Source organism: Melaminivora jejuensis (assembly GCF_017811175.1).
Lineage (GTDB): Bacteria > Pseudomonadota > Gammaproteobacteria > Burkholderiales > Burkholderiaceae_C > Melaminivora > Melaminivora jejuensis.
Window position 1 is genome coordinate 3,466,628 of the sequence record NZ_JACWIJ010000002.1, and the last position, 17,980, is coordinate 3,484,607.

Genomic DNA, 17,980 nt, shown 5'->3' on the forward strand with positions numbered 1-17,980 from the left:
CGGCCACGACCCGCCAAAGGCGCGCCGACTCCAGGCGCGCTTTTTGGTTTTCCAGTCATGCCGATTGGTAGACTGCCCCGCTGACCCAAACGCCAACCCCACCCCGTCCTGTGGCCGGGGCAGGCGCACAAAAAGCCATTCGAGGGATGCACGCATGACACCGGAAGCCAAGGCGCGCCAGCTCATCGACCAGAAGCTGGCGCAGGCTGGCTGGGCCGTTCAGGACATGTTGCAGCTCAACCTGGGTGCCGCAGCCGGCGTGGCCGTGCGTGAATACGCCACCGACACCGGCCCCGCCGATTACGTGCTGTTCGTCGATCGCGTTGCCTGCGGCGTGATCGAGGCGAAAAAGGACGCCGCCGGCGAAAACCTCACCGTGGCCGAGACCCAGACCGAGCGCTATGCCCACGCCCGGCTGAAATGGCGCAAGGATGGTGCGCCGCTGCGTTTCCTGTTCGAGGCCACCGGCCAGATCATCCGCTTCACCGACAACGCCGACCCCGCCCCGCGCTCGCGTGAAATCTTCCATTTCTTCCAGCCGCAAACGCTGGCCGCGTGGCTCGCGCAGCCCGCCACATTGCGCCATCGCCTGGCCGGGCAGATGCCGGCGTTGCCCATGCAGAACCTGCGCGACTGCCAGATCGGCGCCGTCACCGGGTTGGAAGATTCGCTGGCGCTGAACAAGCCCCGCGCCCTGGTGCATATGGCCACCGGCGCGGGCAAGACCTTCACCGCCATCACTGCGGTCTATCGCCTGCTCAAATTTGGCGGGGCCAAACGCATCCTGTTCCTGGTCGATACGCGCAACCTGGGCAAACAGGCACACCAGGAATTCATGCAGTATCAGCCGCCGGACGACGCGCGCAAGTTCACCGAGCTGTACAACGTGCAGCGCCTGGCCTCCAGCAGCATCGACCCGCACGCGCAGGTGTGCATCAGCACCATCCAGCGCATGTACTCCATCCTGGCGGGCGAGCCGATCGACGAATCGGCGGAAGACACATCGCTCAACGAAGTTCAGCAAAGCGCCAGCCAGCACAAGCTGGTGCGCTACAACGCCGCCGTGCCGGTGGAGACCTTCGACTTCATCGTCATCGACGAGTGCCACCGCAGCATCTACAACCTGTGGAAGCAGGTGCTGGACTACTTTGATGCCTTCCTCATCGGCCTCACGGCCACGCCGGACAAGCGCACCTTCGGTTTCTTCAATGAGAACATCGTCGCCGAATACACCTACGAGCAATCGGTGGCCGATGGCGTGAACGTGGGCTATGACGTGTTCGAGATCGTCACAGAAATCACGCAAAAGGGTGCCGAGCTGAAGGCAAAGGAGTGGGTCGATCACCGCGACCGCGCCACGCGCAAGAAGCGCTGGGGCGAAACCGAGGAAGACACAGCCTACAGCGGCAAGGAGCTTGACCGTTCGGTGGTCAACCCCAGCCAGATCCGCCAGGTCATCCAGGCCATGAAAACCGCCGTGGAGGCGCAGCTCTTTCCCGCACGCAAGGAAACGCCCAAGACCCTCATCTTCGCCAAGACCGACAGCCACGCCGACGACATCGTGCAGATGGTGCGCGAGGTCTATGGCCAGGGCAACGCCTTTTGCCGCAAGGTCACCTACAGCGAAAAGGACGCCGACGGCGTGCTGGCCAGCTTTCGCAACGACTACCACCCGCGCATCGCTGTCACCGTGGACATGATCGCCACCGGCACCGACGTGAAACCGCTGGAGGTGCTGCTGTTCATGCGCGACGTGCGCTCGCGCGGCTACTACGAGCAGATGAAAGGCCGGGGCGTGCGCAGCCTCGATGCCGACGGCCTTAAAAAAGTGAGCAATAGTGCCGATGGCGCTAAGGCCCGCTTCGTGCTGATCGACGCCGTGGGCGTGGAAAAAAGCCTCAAGACCGAAAGCCGCCCGCTGGAGAGAAAACCCGGCGTGGCGCTCAAGGACTTGCTGCGAGGCGTGGCCCTGGGCCACCGTGACGACGACACCGTGCTGTCGCTGGCCAACCGTCTGGTGCGCTTGGCCAAGCAGCTTGACGACAAGGCCCAGGCGCGCATCGCCCGCGCCAGCGGTGGCGTGCCCGTGGGCGAACTGGGCAAGGCGTTGATTGCCGCGCTCGACCCGGATGCCATCGTGCAGACCGCGTTGACCACCACCCAGGCCCAGGGCATCACGCGCAGCGAAGACACCCTGTTGCCCGAAGAACTGGAGGCCGCCCGCGCCAGCCGCGTCGCCGCCGCCTGCGCGCCCTTCGACGCGCCCGCGCTGCGTGACGAGATCGAGAACGCCCGCCGCGAGCGTGAACAGCTCATCGACCACATCAACCTCGACCAGGTCACGTTTGCCGGGTTTTCCGAGCAGGCGCAGGTGCAGGCCGAGGCAGCGGTGCAGGGCTTTGCGGCTTACCTGCGCCAGCATCGGGACGAGATCGCCGCTTTGGGTTTTTTCTACGCCCAGCCGTACCAGCGCCGCGCGCTGACTTTCGCGATGCTGGAGGAGCTGCACGAGCATCTGGCGCAGCCGCCGCTCATGCTCACCACCGAACGGCTGTGGAGCGCCTATGCCCGCGTGCAGGCCAGCCAAGTCAAGGGTGCCGAGCGCAAGCGCCAGCTCACCGATCTGGTGTCGCTGGTGCGTTTTGCGCTGGGACTGGACGACGAACTGCGCCCCTTTGCCGACCAGGTGGACAGGCGGTTTCAGGACTGGGTCTTTCGCCACAACGCCCAGCGCGCCACCGCCTTCAGTCCCGAGCAGATGCAGTGGCTGCGGCTGATGAAGGAGCACATCGCCAGCAGTTGCGCCATAGCCCGCGAGGACTTCGATTACGCCGAAATGGCGGCGCGGGGCGGGCTGCAAAAGGTATGGAATTTGTTTGGCAAGGAGTTGGATAGGTTGATGGATGAGATGAATGAGGAGTTGGTGGCGTGAGTACGCTGGATAAACGTTGTATTGCAACGCTGGGAGAACTCGCGGACGAACCAGTTGAGCAGGCAGGCCCGGTGGGCGATTTCGTTTATGTGGACATCGGCAGCATCGACCGTGAAACAAAAAAAATCGTTGATGCAAAGTCAATAACGCTTGCGCAAGCCCCCTGTCGTGCACGCCAAGTCCTCAAATCGGGTGACGTGCTTGTATCCATGACTCGGCCCAATCTGAATGCCGTTGCGCTGGTGCCGACATATCTCGATGGTGCAATAGCGTCTACCGGCTTCCATGTCCTGCGTTCACGCTGGGTTCAACCCGAGTTTTTATTCGCGCTGGTTCAATCGCAGAACTTCATTGAAGACATGACGGCGGCTGTCCAAGGTGCTCTATATCCAGCCGTTCGTCCGCGGGATATTGCAGCCTATGAATTTGCTTTTGAGACGCCGTCCCAACAGTCCCGCATCGTCGCCAAACTCGAAGAACTGCTGTCCAGCCTCGATGCCGGCGTGGCCCAGCTCAAGGCCGCGCAGCAGAAGCTGGCACGCTACCGCCAGTCGCTGCTGAAGGCCGCCGTCACGGGCGAACTCACTACAAAATGGAGAGCTGCCCGCGCTTTATCCACAAGGGCTGAGCCCGAAAATGGCCATCAACTCCTGCAACGCATCCTCGCCGAGCGCCGCACCCGCTGGGAAGCCCGGCAACTGGCCAAGTTCGAGCAGCAAGGCAAGACACCGCCCAGCGGCTGGCAGAAGAAATACCCCGAGCCGGCGGCGCCGGATACCAGCGGCTTGCCGGAATTGCCGCAGGGGTGGGTGTGGGCGAGCGTGGATCAGTTATCTCCAGATGATTTGGCTAATGGACGATCCGTGCCAACTGCGGAGAGCGGTGCAAAGGTGTTGCGGCTGACCGCGATCAAAGATGGCTCAGTGGATTTGCGTGAACACAAGCAGGGCGCTTGGTCGGTAGAGGAAGCCGAGCCATTTGCAGTCAGTGAGGGCGACCTGTTGATCGTGCGCGGCAATGGTTCACTCACTTTGGTGGGCCGCGCAGGACTTGTGCGATCTGTTAAAGAGCAAGTGGCCTATCCGGACACCATCATTCGGTTAAGAGTAGTGGAGTCAGTGGTCAGCCCTGCGTGGGTCGGTCTTGTCTGGGATTCTCATTTCGTGCGAAGCCACTTGGAGCGTCGCGCCAGAACTTCAGCGGGTATTTACAAAATTGCTCAGTCAGACATCGTCACGGTAGTAGTCCCTATACCGAGCCTTATGGAGCAGGAGTACATCCAACAGGCGCTTGCGCAGCAGCTTGAGCAAGTCGCGGCGATGCAGAGCGCAGCGGAGACAGCACTCAAACAATCCACCGCCCAACGCCAAAACATCCTGCGCGCCGCCTTCGCCGGCCAGCTCGTGCCGCAAGACCCGGCGGACGAGCCAGCAAGTGCGTTGCTTGAGCGCATCCGCGCCGAGCGGGCGGCGCAGGGGCCGGCTCGCAAGCCGCGCGGGCGCAAGAAGATGGGGGCTGCATGAGTGAATCGATAGCCAGCCTGTGGGAGCTCCCGGCAATCACCGAAGGCGCTGATCTGGAATGCAAAGCCGCGCAGGGGCGGGATGGCCGGGGTGAACTGCCCGACGATTTCTGGCGCAGCTACAGCGCCATGGCCAATACCGAGGGCGGGGTGATCTTGCTGGGGGTGCAAGAGAAGCCGCACGGCACTTTTCGGGCCGTCGGCATTGCGGACGTGGAGCGTGTGCGCAAGGCGCTTTGGGACAACCTGCACAACCGCAAGCAGGTCAGCACCAATCTGCTGACCGAGGCGGATGTGCAGCCAATCCATGTGGCGGGCGTGCAAATCCTCCAGATTCGCGTGCCGCGTGCCGCCCGGCAGCAAAAGCCGGTGCATGTGGGCAGCAATCCATTCGGTGGCACCTGGCTGCGCCGCTACGAGGGCGACTACAGCGCCGACGACGAGGCTGTGCGCCGAATGCTGGCCGAGCGGGTGGAAGAGTCGCGCGACGACAAGGTGCTCAAGGGCTTCGATTTCTCCGACCTGGACATGGATACGGTGGCGGCGTACCGCAACCGCTTCGCAGCGGTTCGACCGGGGCACGTATGGGCTGATCTGGCAGTGCCCGAGTTTCTGGAGCGCATCGGGGCATTTGGCAAGAACCGCGAAGAAGGCGTGAGTGGCCTGCGCTTGGCAGGGCTGCTGATGTTCGGGCGCGGCGAGGTGATCCGGGATGCGCTGCCGCACTACATGGTGGACTATCAGGAGCACCCCGAGGCGCGCACGGAAAGGCGCTGGATCGACCGGCTGGTGCCCGATGGATCGTGGTCTGGCAACCTCTATGATTTTTTCCGGCGCGTCTATCAAAAGCTGACGGCGGATCTAAAGGTACCGTTCCAGTTGCAGGATGGCCAGCGCATCGAGGACACGCCGGTACACGAGGCCTTGCGCGAGGCGCTGGCCAACACGCTGATGCATGCCGACTACACGGGGCGAGCGTCGGTCTTGGTGGTCAATCGGCCCGACATGTACGGTTTCCGCAATCCGGGACGCATGCGCATTCCGCCGGAAATCGCAATTCATGGCGGCAACAGCGATTGCCGCAATCGGCGCTTGCAAACCATGTTTCAGCTGGTGGGCTATGGCGACCATGCAGGGTCGGGGCTGCCGAAGATTTATGCCAACTGGGCAGGCCAGCATTGGCGCCGTCCGGTGCTCTACGAGTTGCCGCAGCTTGAGCAGACGGTCATGGAGCTGCGCATGAGCAGCCTGGTGCCCCCACAGGCCGTGGCTGAATTGGAGGGGCGGCTGGGCGAGGGTTTCAGGCGTTTGCCCGAGAACGCACGCTTGGCCTTGATCACGGCGCAAGTAGAAGGGCAGGTCTGCCATGACCGGCTCAAGCAAATCTGCGCCGAGCACCCGGCCGACCTCACCAAAATGCTGGGGGGACTGGTGCGCGACGGCTATTTGGTGCCTGAGGGGTGGGGCGGGGAATGATTTACTTCCTGCCGTGGCAGCCCAGGGTTCTCGCGGGAGCCTTCGATCAGGCGGATGTGGCAGCTCCCATGCGTGGGCCCGTCATACCTCCAGAGCTTCGCGCCATACCTCCAGAGCTCGGGTCGAAACCTCCAGAGCTTGACGCCATACCTCCAGAGCTTGGGGCGGGAGCTCTGGAGGTAGCGATTTATGTCAACTGGACAGATGTGCCTGCGGAACTGCAGCAGGAGTTGCTTGTGATGGCAGCACCCATTCGGGAGTCCAGGCGCACACAGCCCGCGGATTTGCAAGCAACGGTTCAGAACCTGTGTACAGGGCGCTATCTGGGCAGGCATGTGCTGGCTCGCCTTCTGGATCGCAACCCTGATGATCTGTTGCGCCGCACCTTGAACCCCATGGTGGCTTCAGGCGCCTTGCTGACGGCGTACGCCGCAAGCCGCGCCCCCCGGCAAGCCTATATGGCCGGGGACCGGGCGCCCCGACCGTGATATCTGCGAGTCCAGAGCCGGGTTTGTCCTTGATGGAAGTTAAAAATCCTTGTGTGACAGCAACTTGCTATCGGACATGCGGCATGCATGTCTTTATGAAAATCGATTGACTTGTCCATGAACACCTCCACCCTCGTCCAGAAAGTCTGGAATTTCTGCCACACCCTGCGCGACGACGGCGTGGGCTACGGCGACTATCTGGAGCAACTGACCTATCTGCTGTTCCTCAAGCTGGCGCACGAATATGCCCAGCCGCCCTACGAGCGCGACACGCGCATCCCCGCCGGCCATGACTGGGCCAGCCTGCGCGCCATGACCGGCGAGCCGCTGGAGCGGCAATACCTGGCCACGCTGCACCGCCTGGGTGGCGAGCCGGGCATGTTGGGTGCCATCTTCTTCAAGGCGCAGAACAAGATCCAGGATCCGGCCAAGCTGAGCCGTCTGGTGCAGATGATCGACGCCGAGGACTGGATCAGCCTGGACGCCGACACCAAGGGCGATCTGTACGAAGGGCTGCTGCAAAAGAACGCCGAGGACACCAAGAGCGGCGCGGGCCAGTACTTCACCCCGCGCGTGCTGATCGATGCCATGGTGGCCTGTGTGCGGCCCGAGCCGGGCAAGACCATTGCCGATCCGGCCTGCGGCACGGGTGGCTTCTTTCTGGGCGCCTACCACTGGCTGACGCGGCCGGGCACCACGCTGAACAAGGCGCAGAAAGCCTTTTTGCGCAACGCCACGTTCCAAGGCAACGAGATCGTGCCGGGCACCCGCCGCCTGTGCCTGATGAACCTGTTCCTGCACAACATCGGCGAGCTGGACGGCGAGCCTGCGGTCGAGCGCTCGGATGCCCTCATTGCCGAGCCGCGCCAGCGCGTGGACTACGTGCTGGCCAACCCGCCATTCGGCAAGAAAAGCAGCATGACCATCACCAACGAGGAGGGCGAGGAAGACCGCGACGCGCTGACCTACGAGCGCCAGGATTTCTGGGAAACCACCTCGAACAAGCAGCTGAACTTCCTGCAGCACATCGTGAGCATGCTCAAGGTGGACGGTCGCGCCGCTGTGGTGCTGCCCGACAACGTGCTGTTCGAGGGCGGCGCAGGCGAGCGCATCCGCCGCAAGCTGCTGGAAAACTGCGATGTACACACCATCCTGCGCCTGCCCACGGGTATCTTCTACGCCCAGGGCGTGAAGGCCAACGTGGTGTTTTTCGACAACGCGCCCAAGGATGGGCGGGTGCATACCCGGGGCGTGTGGTTCTACGACCTGCGTACCAACCAGCATTTCACGCTCAAGACGCGCCCGCTCAGATCAGCCGATTTGCAGGATTTCATCGCCTGCTACCAGCCGGACAACCGCTACGCGCGGCAGGAAAGCGAGCGGTTGCGCTATTTCAGCTATGACGAGCTGATGGCCCGCGACAAGGCCAGCCTGGATATTTTCTGGCTCAAGGACGAGAGCCTGGACAACCTGGACGATCTGCCGCCGCCGGACGTGCTGCAGCAGGAAATCATCGAACACCTGGAGGCCGCACTTGCAGCGTTCAGGGATGTGGCGTTGGAGCTGCCGCGCAGCCGCGTGGAGGGGCAGGCCTAAAATGCCCCTGTCGCGCACGCCCCGCCGTGCGCCTTTTCTTTTGCCTGCTCTCCCGCCATGCTGACCTTCCAACAGATCATCCAGAAACTGCAGTCCTACTGGGCCACCCACGGCTGCGCCCTGCTGCAGCCCTATGACATGGAAGTGGGCGCCGGCACCTCGCACACCGCCACCTTCCTGCGCGCCATCGGCCCCGAGCCGTGGCGCGCCGCCTACGTCCAGCCCAGCCGCCGGCCCAAGGACGGGCGCTATGGCGACAACCCCAATCGGCTGCAGCACTACTACCAGTACCAGGTCGTGCTCAAGCCCGCGCCGGCCAACATCCTGGAGCTGTACCTGGGCAGCCTGGAAGAACTCGGCTTCGACCTGAAGAAGAACGACATCCGCTTCGTCGAGGACGATTGGGAAAACCCCACGCTGGGCGCCTGGGGCCTGGGCTGGGAGGTGTGGCTCAACGGCATGGAGGTCACGCAGTTCACCTACTTCCAGCAAGTCGGCGGCATCGACTGCAAGCCGGCCACGGGCGAGATCACCTACGGCCTGGAGCGCCTGGCCATGTACCTGCAGGGCGTGGACAACGTCTACAACCTGGTCTGGACTGAGGCGCCCGACGGCACCCGGCTGACCTATGGCGACGTCTATCACCAAAACGAGGTCGAGCAGTCCAAATACAACTTCGAGCACTCGGACGCGGACTTCCTGTTCACCGCCTTTGCCGCGCACGAAAAGCAGGCCCAGCACCTGATCGCCGAGCAGCTGGCCCTGCCGGCCTACGAGCAGGTGCTCAAGGCCGCGCACACCTTCAACCTGCTGGACGCGCGCGGGGCGATTTCCGTGACCGAGCGTGCCGCCTACATCGGCCGCATCCGCAACCTGGCGCGTGCCGTGGCCCGGGCCTATCTGGACAGCCGCGCGCGCCTGGGTTTTCCGATGGCGCCGCGTGCGCACGCTGACGAGGTGCTGGCCGAGTTGGCGCGCGCCGAGCAGCAGCAACAACACAAAAAGGCCGCCTGACCCCCTTTCTGCTCCCTCCCCCTTGCAGGAGGGCTGGGGCGGGGGCCAGCGCGGCCAGCCACGCAATGCCGTGCGCCAGAGCCAGCCAGCCCCATCCCCACCTTCCCCCAGCGGGGCAAGAGCAAGAACAGCAAAATCGGCCTCCAGCCCTTGCCAGTCAAGCGCCAGCAGCTATCAAATCTGAATCATGACCACTGCCAACCTGCTCGTTGAACTGTTCGTCGAAGAACTCCCGCCGAAGGCGTTGCAAAAGCTGGGCGATGTCTTTGCCGGCGTGCTGCACAGCCAGTTGGCCGCCCAGGGTCTGGCCGCGTCCGACGCCCAGGTGACGGCCTATGCCTCGCCGCGCCGCCTGGCCGCGCACATCACCGGCGTGCTGGCCGCCGCGCCCGACCGCGCCGTGCAGCACAAGCTCATGCCCGTGGCCGTCGGCCTCAAGGACGGCCAGCCCACGCCGGCGCTGCTCAAGAAACTCGCCGTCCTGGGCGCCGGCCCCGAGGCCGTGGCCGGCCTGCAGCGCCTGGCCGACGGCAAGGCCGAGGTGCTGTACCTCCAGAGCACGGCGCGCGGCAGCGCGCTGGCGGCGGGCCTGCAAAAGGCGCTCGACGAGGCCATCGCCCGGCTGCCCATCCCCAAGGTCATGCGCTACCAGCTGGCCGACGGCTGGAGCAGCGTGAACTTCGTGCGCCCGGCGCATGGCCTGGTGGCGCTGCATGGCAGCGATGTGGTGGGCGATGTGCAGGCGCTGGGCCTGACAGCCGGGCGCGCAACGCACGGCCACCGCTTCGAGGCCCGCACCGAGCCGGTGCTGCTGCAAAGCGCCGATACCTACGCCCAGCAGCTGCAGGATGAAGGCGCGGTGATTGCCAGCTTTGCCGAGCGCCGCGCCGAGATCGCGCGCCAGTTGGCGGCAGCGGCGGCGCAGCTCGGCGGCGGCGTGCAGCCCATCGAGGACGAGGCGCTGCTCGACGAGGTCACCGCCCTGGTCGAGCGCCCGAATGTGCTGGTGTGCGCGTTCGAGGAAGAATTTCTCGCCGTGCCGCAGGAGTGCCTGATCCTGACCATGAAGGCCAACCAGAAATACTTCCCGCTGCTGGACGCCGAGGGCCGGCTGACGCATCGCTTCCTGATCGTCAGCAACATCTCGCCGCAAGACCCCAGCGCCGTGGTCGAGGGCAATGAGCGCGTGGTGCGCCCGCGCCTGGCGGACGCCAAGTTCTTCTTCGACCAGGATCGCAAGAAAACCCTGGTCTCGCGCGTGCCGCTCTTGGACAAGGTGGTCTATCACAACCAGCTGGGCACTCAAGGGCAGCGCACCGAGCGCGTGCGTGCCATTGCCCGGGCCATCGGCACGCAGCTGTTCGAGGCGCTGGCCGAGCGCCACGACATCGACGGCACGCAGGACGCTGAGGTGGTGCAGGACTACTTGATGACCTGCGTGGACAACGCCGCGCTGCTGGCCAAGACCGACCTGGTCACCGACATGGTGGGCGAATTCCCCGAGCTGCAGGGTGTGATGGGCGCCTACTACGCCGTCAACGACGGCCTGCCCGACGACGTGGCCTTTGCCATCGAGGATCACTACAGGCCGCGCTTTGCCGGCGATGCGCTGCCGCGCCACAACGTCGGCCTGGTGGTGGCGCTGGCCGACAAGCTGGAGACGTTGGTCGGCATGTTCGGCATCGGCAACCTGCCCACGGGCGACCGCGACCCGTTTGCGCTGCGCCGCCACGCCCTGGGCGTGATCCGCATGTTGATCGAAAAGGACATGCCCCTGGCCCTGCCGGCGCTGCTGGACGCCGGCGCCCAGGCCTTTGGCGCACTCATCGACGCCCAGGCCGTGGCGCCGCTGGCCGACTTTATCTACGAGCGCCTGGCCGGCAGTCTGCGCGAGCAGGGCTACAGCGCCCAGGAGGTCGAGGCCGTCATCGCCCTGCGCCCGGCGCGCCTGGCGCTGGTGCCGCAGCAGCTCGACGCCGTGCGCGCCTTTGCCGCGCTGGAGCAGGCGCCGGCCTTGGCTGCGGCCAACAAGCGCGTGGGCAACATCCTGAAAAAGGCCGAGGCCGAAGGCCCGGTCGATCCGCACGTCAACGAGGAATTGCTGCGCGAGCCGGCGGAAAAAGACCTGTACGCCGCCCTCACGCGCTTCGTGCCCGAGGCGGACGCGCAGTTCGAGCGCGGCGACTACACCGCCAGCCTGCAGACCCTGGCCGTGCTGCGCGCGCCGGTCGATGCCTTCTTCGACGACGTCATGGTCAACACCGACGAGCTGGCGCTGCGTCTCAATCGCCAGGGCCTGCTCAAGCGCCTGCACCAGGCCATGAACCGGGTGGCCGACCTGTCGCGTCTGGCAGTGTGAGCCCCGACCCCGGCTCCGGCACCAGCTCCAGCAGCACCGGCCCGGGAGCGCCTGCGCCCGGTACCGGCCTGGGCGTGTGGCTGGGCTTTGCGCCGCTGGCCGCCGTAGTCGGGCTGCGCTGGGTCTTGCAGTGGCTCGATGACCGAACGGATGCCGCGCCCGCCTGGCCGCTGGCGCCCTTCGTTGGCACGCAAGACCCGCTGGGCTGGCTGCCCGCTGCCGGCTGGACGTTGGGCGCACTGGCCCTGCTGATCCTGGCCGCCTGGTGGCTGCGCCGGCGCCACGGCGCGCGCGTGCTGTGGCGCTGGCTGGCCGGGCTGTGGCTGGCCGTGGCGCTGGCGGCCTGCGCCGGACAGTTGCTGCACTTCCTGAATCTGCGCGGCCTGCAGGCCCAGCCCCAGGCGCTGGCCGCGCAGGTGCTGGGCAGCCGCGCCGTGCCGCCCTCGGCGCGCGGCCCCGGCGGCACGCTGCTGGTGCTGCAACTGCCCGGCGAGGCGCCGCAGCAGGCCCTGGTCGGCCATCCCGGCGCCGCCGCCCTGACGGCCGGCCAGCCGCTGGCGCTGCACTGGGCGCGCGGGCGCTGGTGGGGGCGCTACGTCACCGGCTGGCCGGATGCCGGGCCTGCCGCTTCTGCCACCTCCCCCGATAATCCGCGCCCATGAAACTTGCCATCCTGGATCGCGACGGCCTGCTCAACGCCCCGGGCGAGGGCTTCATCGCCTCGCCCGCCGACTGGCAGCCCCTGCCGGGGGCGCTGGAGGCGGTGGCGCAGCTCAACCAGGCCGGCTGGCAGGTGGTGCTGGCGACCAACCAGCCGGGGTTGGGCGGCGGCCTGTTCGACGCCCAGACCCTGGTGGCCATCCACGCGCGGATGTACCGCGAGCTGGCCGCCTTGGGCGGGCGCATCGACGCCGTGTTCTATTGCCCGCACGCCGAGGGCGAGGACTGCGCCTGCCGCAAGCCTGCGCCCGGCCTGCTGCTGCAGATCCGCGAGCGCTACGGCATCGAGGGCAGCGCCATCGCCGTCATCGGCTGCTGCCGCGCGCACCTGCAGGCCGGCGCGGCGCTGGCCGGCGCCCAGTTGCACCTGGTCTGCGCTGCCGCTGGCGCCCAAGCTGCCACCCAGCCGCTACCGCCCGACTGGCCTGCCGGGGTGCGCGTACATGCCAGCCTGGCCGCCGCCGTCCAGCACCTGACGCAGCCGGCGCCGCCGCCCGAGGGGCGGGCAGTGCAGGCGGCTGCCTGATGCTGATGGCCTTATGAAATTGATAGCTGCTACCGCTTGTCCCATAACGGTTTGCGGCTGAAAACACTCCAAATTCCTGTCGCTCATGGCTCTGCTTCGTTCCATCCTGCATCTGCTGGTCATGATCGTGACCGTCATCCCCTACACCCTGGGCGTGCTGCTGGCCAAGTGGGCGACGGGCCGCTCCAGCGCCGCCTACCGCGTGGCGCGTGCCTGGCTGGCGCTGACCGTCGATGCCGCGCGCTGGCTGCTGGGCATCCGCCCGCAGATCCACGGCCTGGAGAATTTGCCCGTGCAAGACCCCGGCGGCGCCGTGCTGCTGGTCAAGCACCAGTCGGCCTACGAGACCTTTTTGATGCCGGCCATCGTGCCGCGCCCGCTGGCCTACGTGTTCAAGAAGGAGTTGCTGCGCGTGCCCTTCTTCGGCTGGTCGATCGGCAGCCTGGACATGATCCACATCGACCGCGACAAGCCCGCGCGCGCCTTTGCCCGCGTGCTGCAGCAGGGGCGCAAGCTGCTGGCCCAGGGCACCTGGGTCATCATGTTCCCCGAGGGCACGCGCATCCCGCGCGGGCAGCGGGGCGAGTACAAGAGCAGCGGCACGCGCCTGGCCATCGACGCCGGCGTGCCGGTGGTGCCGGTGGCCGTCGCCTCGGCGGCGGTCTGGCCGCCCAAGGCCTTCGTCAAGCGCCCGGGCGTGGTGCATGTCTCCATCGGTGCGCCCATCCCGACGGCGGGGCGCAAGCACGACGAGCTGATGCGCCAGGTCGAGGACTGGATCGAGGCCGAGATGCGCCGCCTCGATCCGCAGGCCTATGCCGGGGAGGCTGACCGCGCATGAGCGGGACGCAGCAGGGCGGGACGCAGCAGGGGCAGCAATTGTCCCTGTGGGCGGCTGCGCCCCTGCCTGCGGATTCTGTGCCAAATCGGCCTGAAAGCGGCTCCCAGCAAGCGATGGACGCTATCAAAAAAGAAATTCAGGCATCCCCAGGACAAACGCCAGCAGTACCCGCATCGCCCCTGGCCATGCCGCCGGCCAACGTGCTGCGCCACCCGCAGGCCAACCGCCAGATCGCCCTGGAGGGCGCGCAAGTGGCCTATGTGCTGCGCCGCGCGCGCCGGCGCAGCATCGGCTTTCGCGTCGATGAGGATGGGTTGGCGGTGCGCGCGCCCCACGCGGCCAGCCTTGCAGCCATCGAAGGCGCCCTGCAGGCCAAGGCCGGCTGGATTGTGCGCAAGCTGGCCGAGCAGCAGGCCTGGGCGCAGCGCCAGCACAGCACGCGCATCGCCTGGGGCGACGGCGCGGTGCTGCCCTACCTGGGCGCGCCGCTGGCCGTGCGCTTCGATCCGGAGCACCACCTGGCCACAGGGGGCGCACCGCTGCTGGTGGCTGGCGTGCTGCATGTGCCGCTGGCGCGCAGCGCCCAGGCCGGCCAGGTGCGCGATGCCGTGCAGGCCTGGCTGCTGCGTCAGGCGCACGCGCATTTCACGCAGCGCCTGGATCATTTCGCGCCCCGGCTGCAGGTGCGTTGGACGCGGCTGGCGCTGTCGGGCGCGCGCTCGCGCTGGGGCAGTGCGCGCGCCGATGGCTCCATCCGGCTGAACTGGCGGCTGATGCATTTCTCCCCCGAGGTCATCGACTACGTGGTGGTGCATGAGCTGGCGCACCTGCGCGTCATGGATCACAGCCCGCGTTTTTGGAGCACGGTCGAGGCCGCCCTGCCCGATTGGCCGCAGCTGCGCCGACGCCTGCGCGACGAACCCACACCGCCGTGGACGTGAGCTGAGCGGCCACGGACGGAGACAGTGCAGCACAGCCCACAGACGAGACACCAGGAGAGCCGCCATGACTTCCCAGCCCCAGCCCCAGCCCCAGCCCTATCAACCCGCTGGACTGGCCACCCTGCCCGGGCAGCCCGTGCCCGCCCCGGGCTACGCCGGCGACATCAGCCCCGAGCTGGCCTGGCGCTGGGCGCAGGAGGGCCGCGCCGTGCTGGTCGATGTGCGCACCGACGCTGAGCGCGAATGGGTCGGCAGCGTGCCCGGCGCGCTGGCCGTGGCCTGGAAGCAGTGGCCGGGCATGGCGCTCAACGCCAGCTTTGGCGAGCAGCTGCGCGAGGCCGTGCCGGCGGGCGTGCCGGTGCTGCTGCTGTGCAGGAGCGGCGTGCGCTCGGTGGCGGCAGCGCGCTGCGCCGCCGAGCTGGGCGTGCAGGCCTACAACATCCTGGAGGGCTTCGAGGGCGAGCGCGACGCGCGCGGCCAGCGCGGGCGGCGCGGCGGCTGGCGCTTGCGCGGCCTGCCCTGGCAGCAGGGCTGAGGGCGCGCTCGACACGCAGCCCCCGGGTGAGAACAAACGCTTGCCAGCGCTTGCAGCTTGCTACAGGATGTGCGCCCAACCGGCATTCAGGCCGGCCCTTGCCCTTTCAGGAGCCCCTTCATGATCTCCCCGATTTCTCCCCGGCTGTGGCTGGCTCCCCTGGTGGGTGCCTGCCTGGCTGGCGCCGGCCTGCCGGCACAGGCCGCCCCCGGCATGGACGCCACGCTGTCCATGCTGGCGAGCAAGCGCAGCACCGTGGCAGCGCGGCAACTGGCGCGCAACAGCCAGGAGGCGCAGGCCGATCTGGTGCCGGTGACCATCCGCTTTTCCGGCACGCCCTTTGCCGCCCTGCAGGCGCTGGGCGTCAAGCTGGGCGCTACCAGCGGCAACATCGTCACCGCCCAGGTGCCGCGCAGCAAGCTGCGCCAGCTCACGCAGGTCGAGGGCGTGGAGTTCGTCGAGGCCTCGCGCCGCCTGCCCAAGCGGCTGTCGCTCAGCGTGCCGGCCACTGGCGCCACGCAACTGCGCAGCGGCGCGCCCATGCAGTGGACGGGCGCCACCGGCCAGGGCGTGATCGTCGGCATCGTCGATGACGGGCTGGACTTTCGCCACGCCGATTTCCTCAATGCCGATGGCACGACGCGCCTGCTGGGCCTGTGGGACATGCGCGAGGGCATCGCCGGCACGCCGCCGGCAGGCTTTCGCTACGGCAACGAATGCACAGTGGCGCAGCTCAACCGCGCCATTGCCGCCGGCCCGTCCTCGCGCGATTGCACCCAGCCATCGAGCGGCAACCACGGCACGCACGTGGGCAGCACCGCCGCCGGCAACGGCCAGGCCACGGGCAACGGCCTGGCGGCGTTTCGCCACGTCGGCATGGCGCCGCGCGCCGACATCATCGTGGCCAACGCTATCGGCGACGATGTGTCGGCCAGCAACTCGGTCATCGATGGCGTGCGCTACGTCAAGGCGCGCGCCCAGGCGCTGGGCCAGCCGGCGGTGGTCAACCTGTCGCTGGGCAGCTACTACGGCAGCCGCGACGGCACGTCCAACTACGAAACCGCGCTGACCAACGCCGTCGGCCCGGGCCTCATCATCACCGCCGCCGCCGGCAACGAGGGCGATGTGCCGATTCGCGCCGAGGCCGAACTGAGGCAGGGCCAGACGGTGCGCATCGGCTACCGCAACCCGTCCGGCGACGAGCAGCAGCTGGAGATGTGGTATCCGGGCACGCACCGCTGGTCGGTGCGCGTCAGCCAGGGCCGCTGCACCACGGCCTGGGTGGGCGCAGGCACGGACGACTACGAGGTGCGCACACCCTGCGGCACCGTGGGCATCACCAACAACGATGCCAGCCCGCTCAACGGCGACCGGCAGGTGCAGATCTGGCTGGAGGACGGCCAGCTCGGCCAGCGCCCCGATGGGGACTGGACGATCGAGGTGCGCTCCGAGCAGGGCAGCGGCACCGTGAGCCTGATCGGCGCCGAGGACGGCAGCGACGCCTATTTCACCGACCACACGAGCGCCGAGACCCGGCAGATCCTGACCGACACCTGCTCGGCCACCGGGACGATCTGCGTGGGCGCCTACGTCACGCGCCAGCAGTGGCAGGGCCTGAACGGCTACCAGGGCGCGCGCACCGACCTGGGCGCCATCGGCGAGGTGGTCAACTTCTCCAGCCGTGGCCCGCGCCGTGCCTGCAGCGTGCCCGCCAGGTGCCCGATGGTGGCCAAGCCGGAAATCCTGGCGCCCGGCGCCATGATCATCGCCGCCCTGGGCCACGACGCCGAGGGGGCCACACCGGCCCGGGCGTGGAGGCCGACGGCCAGCACGTGGCCTATGCGGGCACCAGCATGGCCACGCCGCACGTCACCGGCGCCGTGGCGCTGCTGCTGCAGAAAGACCGCACGCTCGACCCGGCGGCCGTGCGCCGGCTGCTGCTGGGCAATGTGCAGCGCAGCGCCTACAGCCCGGCCAACTTGCCGGCCTACGACCCGGCGGTGGCCAACCCGGCGGGCGCCGACGTTGCCTGGGGCTACGGCATCCTGGACGTCGCCCGCGCCTGGCACGCCCTGCCCGGCGCCGGCCTGCCGGCGGACGCCATCGCCAGCAGCGTGCAGGGCGACGCGCACGACCTGACGGTGCATGCCGCCATCACGGCCCCCGCCGGCAGCACGGGTGCGCCGCTCAACGCCTACGTCGTGGCCGTCCTGCCGACCAATGAACTGTTCACCCTGCACCAGGGCCAGTGGCTGCACGCCAGCGCCGGCATCCAGGCCTATGCCCCGCTGCAGGCCGGCCAGGTGCTGCAGGTGCCCATCTTCGAGCACTGGAGCCATGCCGGCGCCGGCCTGGGCGGCACGGCGCTGTTCGTCGGCTATGGCGCAGACCTAGAGCAGGTGGTGCAGCAGGGCAGCTTCCGGCTGGTGCATGTGCTGGCGCCCTGACAAAAAAGCCGGCGCCCGTGATGGGCGCCGGCTTTTTTGGGCCTCGCGGCTCGGCAGGCGGGCTTACTTGGCCAGCGGCGGGATGCGCAGCTTCTGGCCCGGGTAGATCTTGTCCGGGTGCGTCAGCATGGGCTTGTTGGCCTCGAAGATGACCGGGTACTTGTTGGCGTCGCCGTAGAACTTCTTGGCGATGGCGCTGAGCGTGTCGCCGCGCACCACGTCGTGGTATTGCGCTTCCGGCTCGGGGTTGGCGACGCCCATCTGGTTGTCCACGCTGGTCACGCTGGCCACGTTGCCGCAGCACAGCGTGACCTTTTCCTTGACCGCCTGGGTCGGGGCGGTGCCGGTCACGGTGACCTTGCCCTCGGGGCCGTGGAACTGCACCTTGACGTCGCTCACGCCCAGATTCTGCGAGGCGACATAGGCCTCGATGGCCTTGCCGGCGCGGGCGTTGAGTTCATCCTGCGAAGGCGCTGCCGGGGCAGCAGCCGGTGCGGCAGGGGCGGGCGCTGGCGCGGCGTGTGCCTGGCTGCCGCCGAACAGCTTTTCTCCGGCTTCCTTGACGAAACTGAACAGACCCATG

At 67.3% G+C, this 17,980-nt stretch carries 13 protein-coding genes and 1 pseudogene; 13 read left to right on the top strand and 1 reads right to left on the bottom strand.

All coding sequences use genetic code 11. The features are described from left to right. Nucleotides 1-154 precede the first annotated feature (154 nt). The 13 genes and pseudogenes from IDM45_RS16240 (at nt 155) to IDM45_RS18015 (ending at nt 17,397) form a co-directional block, all read left to right on the top strand. Entirely contained in the window at nt 155-2,932 is a 2,778-nt protein-coding gene (locus IDM45_RS16240) for a type I restriction endonuclease subunit R (protein WP_209423749.1), read from the top strand. Then, nucleotides 2,929-4,455: a restriction endonuclease gene (locus tag IDM45_RS16245; RefSeq protein WP_209423750.1), complete on the top strand. Its 1,527-nt coding sequence runs from the start codon at nt 2,929-2,931 to the stop codon at nt 4,453-4,455. Before IDM45_RS16240 ends, IDM45_RS16245 begins: the two co-directional genes overlap by 4 nt. After that, complete coding sequence (locus IDM45_RS16250; RefSeq protein ID WP_209423751.1) at nt 4,452-5,930, top strand: RNA-binding domain-containing protein; 1,479 nt, start codon at nt 4,452-4,454, stop codon at nt 5,928-5,930. Before IDM45_RS16245 ends, IDM45_RS16250 begins: the two co-directional genes overlap by 4 nt. A gap of 605 nt (nt 5,931-6,535) precedes the next feature. Further along, nucleotides 6,536-8,014, top strand: a complete 1,479-nt coding sequence (locus tag IDM45_RS16255; RefSeq protein WP_209423752.1) for a class I SAM-dependent DNA methyltransferase — start codon at nt 6,536-6,538, stop codon at nt 8,012-8,014. Nucleotides 8,015-8,071: 57 nt separating this feature from the next. Continuing rightward, on the top strand, nt 8,072-9,028 hold the full coding sequence (gene glyQ / locus IDM45_RS16260; protein WP_209423753.1) for a glycine--tRNA ligase subunit alpha: 957 nt from the start codon (nt 8,072-8,074) through the stop codon (nt 9,026-9,028). A 187-nt stretch (nt 9,029-9,215) separates the two neighbouring features. Continuing rightward, entirely contained in the window at nt 9,216-11,387 is a 2,172-nt protein-coding gene (gene glyS, locus IDM45_RS16265) for a glycine--tRNA ligase subunit beta (protein WP_209423754.1), read from the top strand. Next, complete coding sequence (locus IDM45_RS16270) at nt 11,384-12,049, top strand: hypothetical protein (protein ID WP_209423755.1); 666 nt, start codon at nt 11,384-11,386, stop codon at nt 12,047-12,049. Before glyS ends, IDM45_RS16270 begins: the two co-directional genes overlap by 4 nt. Then, nucleotides 12,046-12,633, top strand: a complete 588-nt coding sequence (locus tag IDM45_RS16275) for a D-glycero-alpha-D-manno-heptose-1,7-bisphosphate 7-phosphatase (protein WP_209423756.1) — start codon at nt 12,046-12,048, stop codon at nt 12,631-12,633. The genes IDM45_RS16270 and IDM45_RS16275 overlap by 4 nt, the downstream gene beginning before the upstream one ends. 85 nt (nt 12,634-12,718) lie before the next feature. After that, a complete protein-coding gene (locus IDM45_RS16280; protein WP_209423757.1) occupies nt 12,719-13,474 on the top strand; it encodes a lysophospholipid acyltransferase family protein in 756 nt (251 codons plus the stop codon). Between the two features lie 185 nt (nt 13,475-13,659). Next, nucleotides 13,660-14,415, top strand: coding sequence for a M48 family metallopeptidase (locus tag IDM45_RS16285; RefSeq protein ID WP_325168990.1), 756 nt, complete (start codon nt 13,660-13,662; stop codon nt 14,413-14,415). A 64-nt stretch (nt 14,416-14,479) separates the two neighbouring features. Then, entirely contained in the window at nt 14,480-14,950 is a 471-nt protein-coding gene (locus IDM45_RS16290) for a rhodanese-like domain-containing protein (protein WP_209423759.1), read from the top strand. Nucleotides 14,951-15,490: 540 nt separating this feature from the next. Continuing rightward, nucleotides 15,491-16,696: pseudogene (locus IDM45_RS18010) on the top strand (S8 family serine peptidase); the annotation flags it as partial. Between the two features lie 254 nt (nt 16,697-16,950). Beyond that, nucleotides 16,951-17,397 carry a hypothetical protein gene (locus IDM45_RS18015; RefSeq protein WP_325169013.1) on the top strand — a complete coding sequence of 149 codons (447 nt, stop codon included), beginning with the start codon at nt 16,951-16,953 and terminating at the stop codon, nt 17,395-17,397. A gap of 63 nt (nt 17,398-17,460) precedes the next feature. Here IDM45_RS18015 and lysM read toward each other — a convergent pair whose 3' ends face one another. Next, entirely contained in the window at nt 17,461-17,979 is a 519-nt protein-coding gene (gene lysM / locus IDM45_RS16300) for a peptidoglycan-binding protein LysM (protein ID WP_209423761.1), read from the bottom strand. Nucleotide 17,980 lies beyond the last annotated feature (1 nt).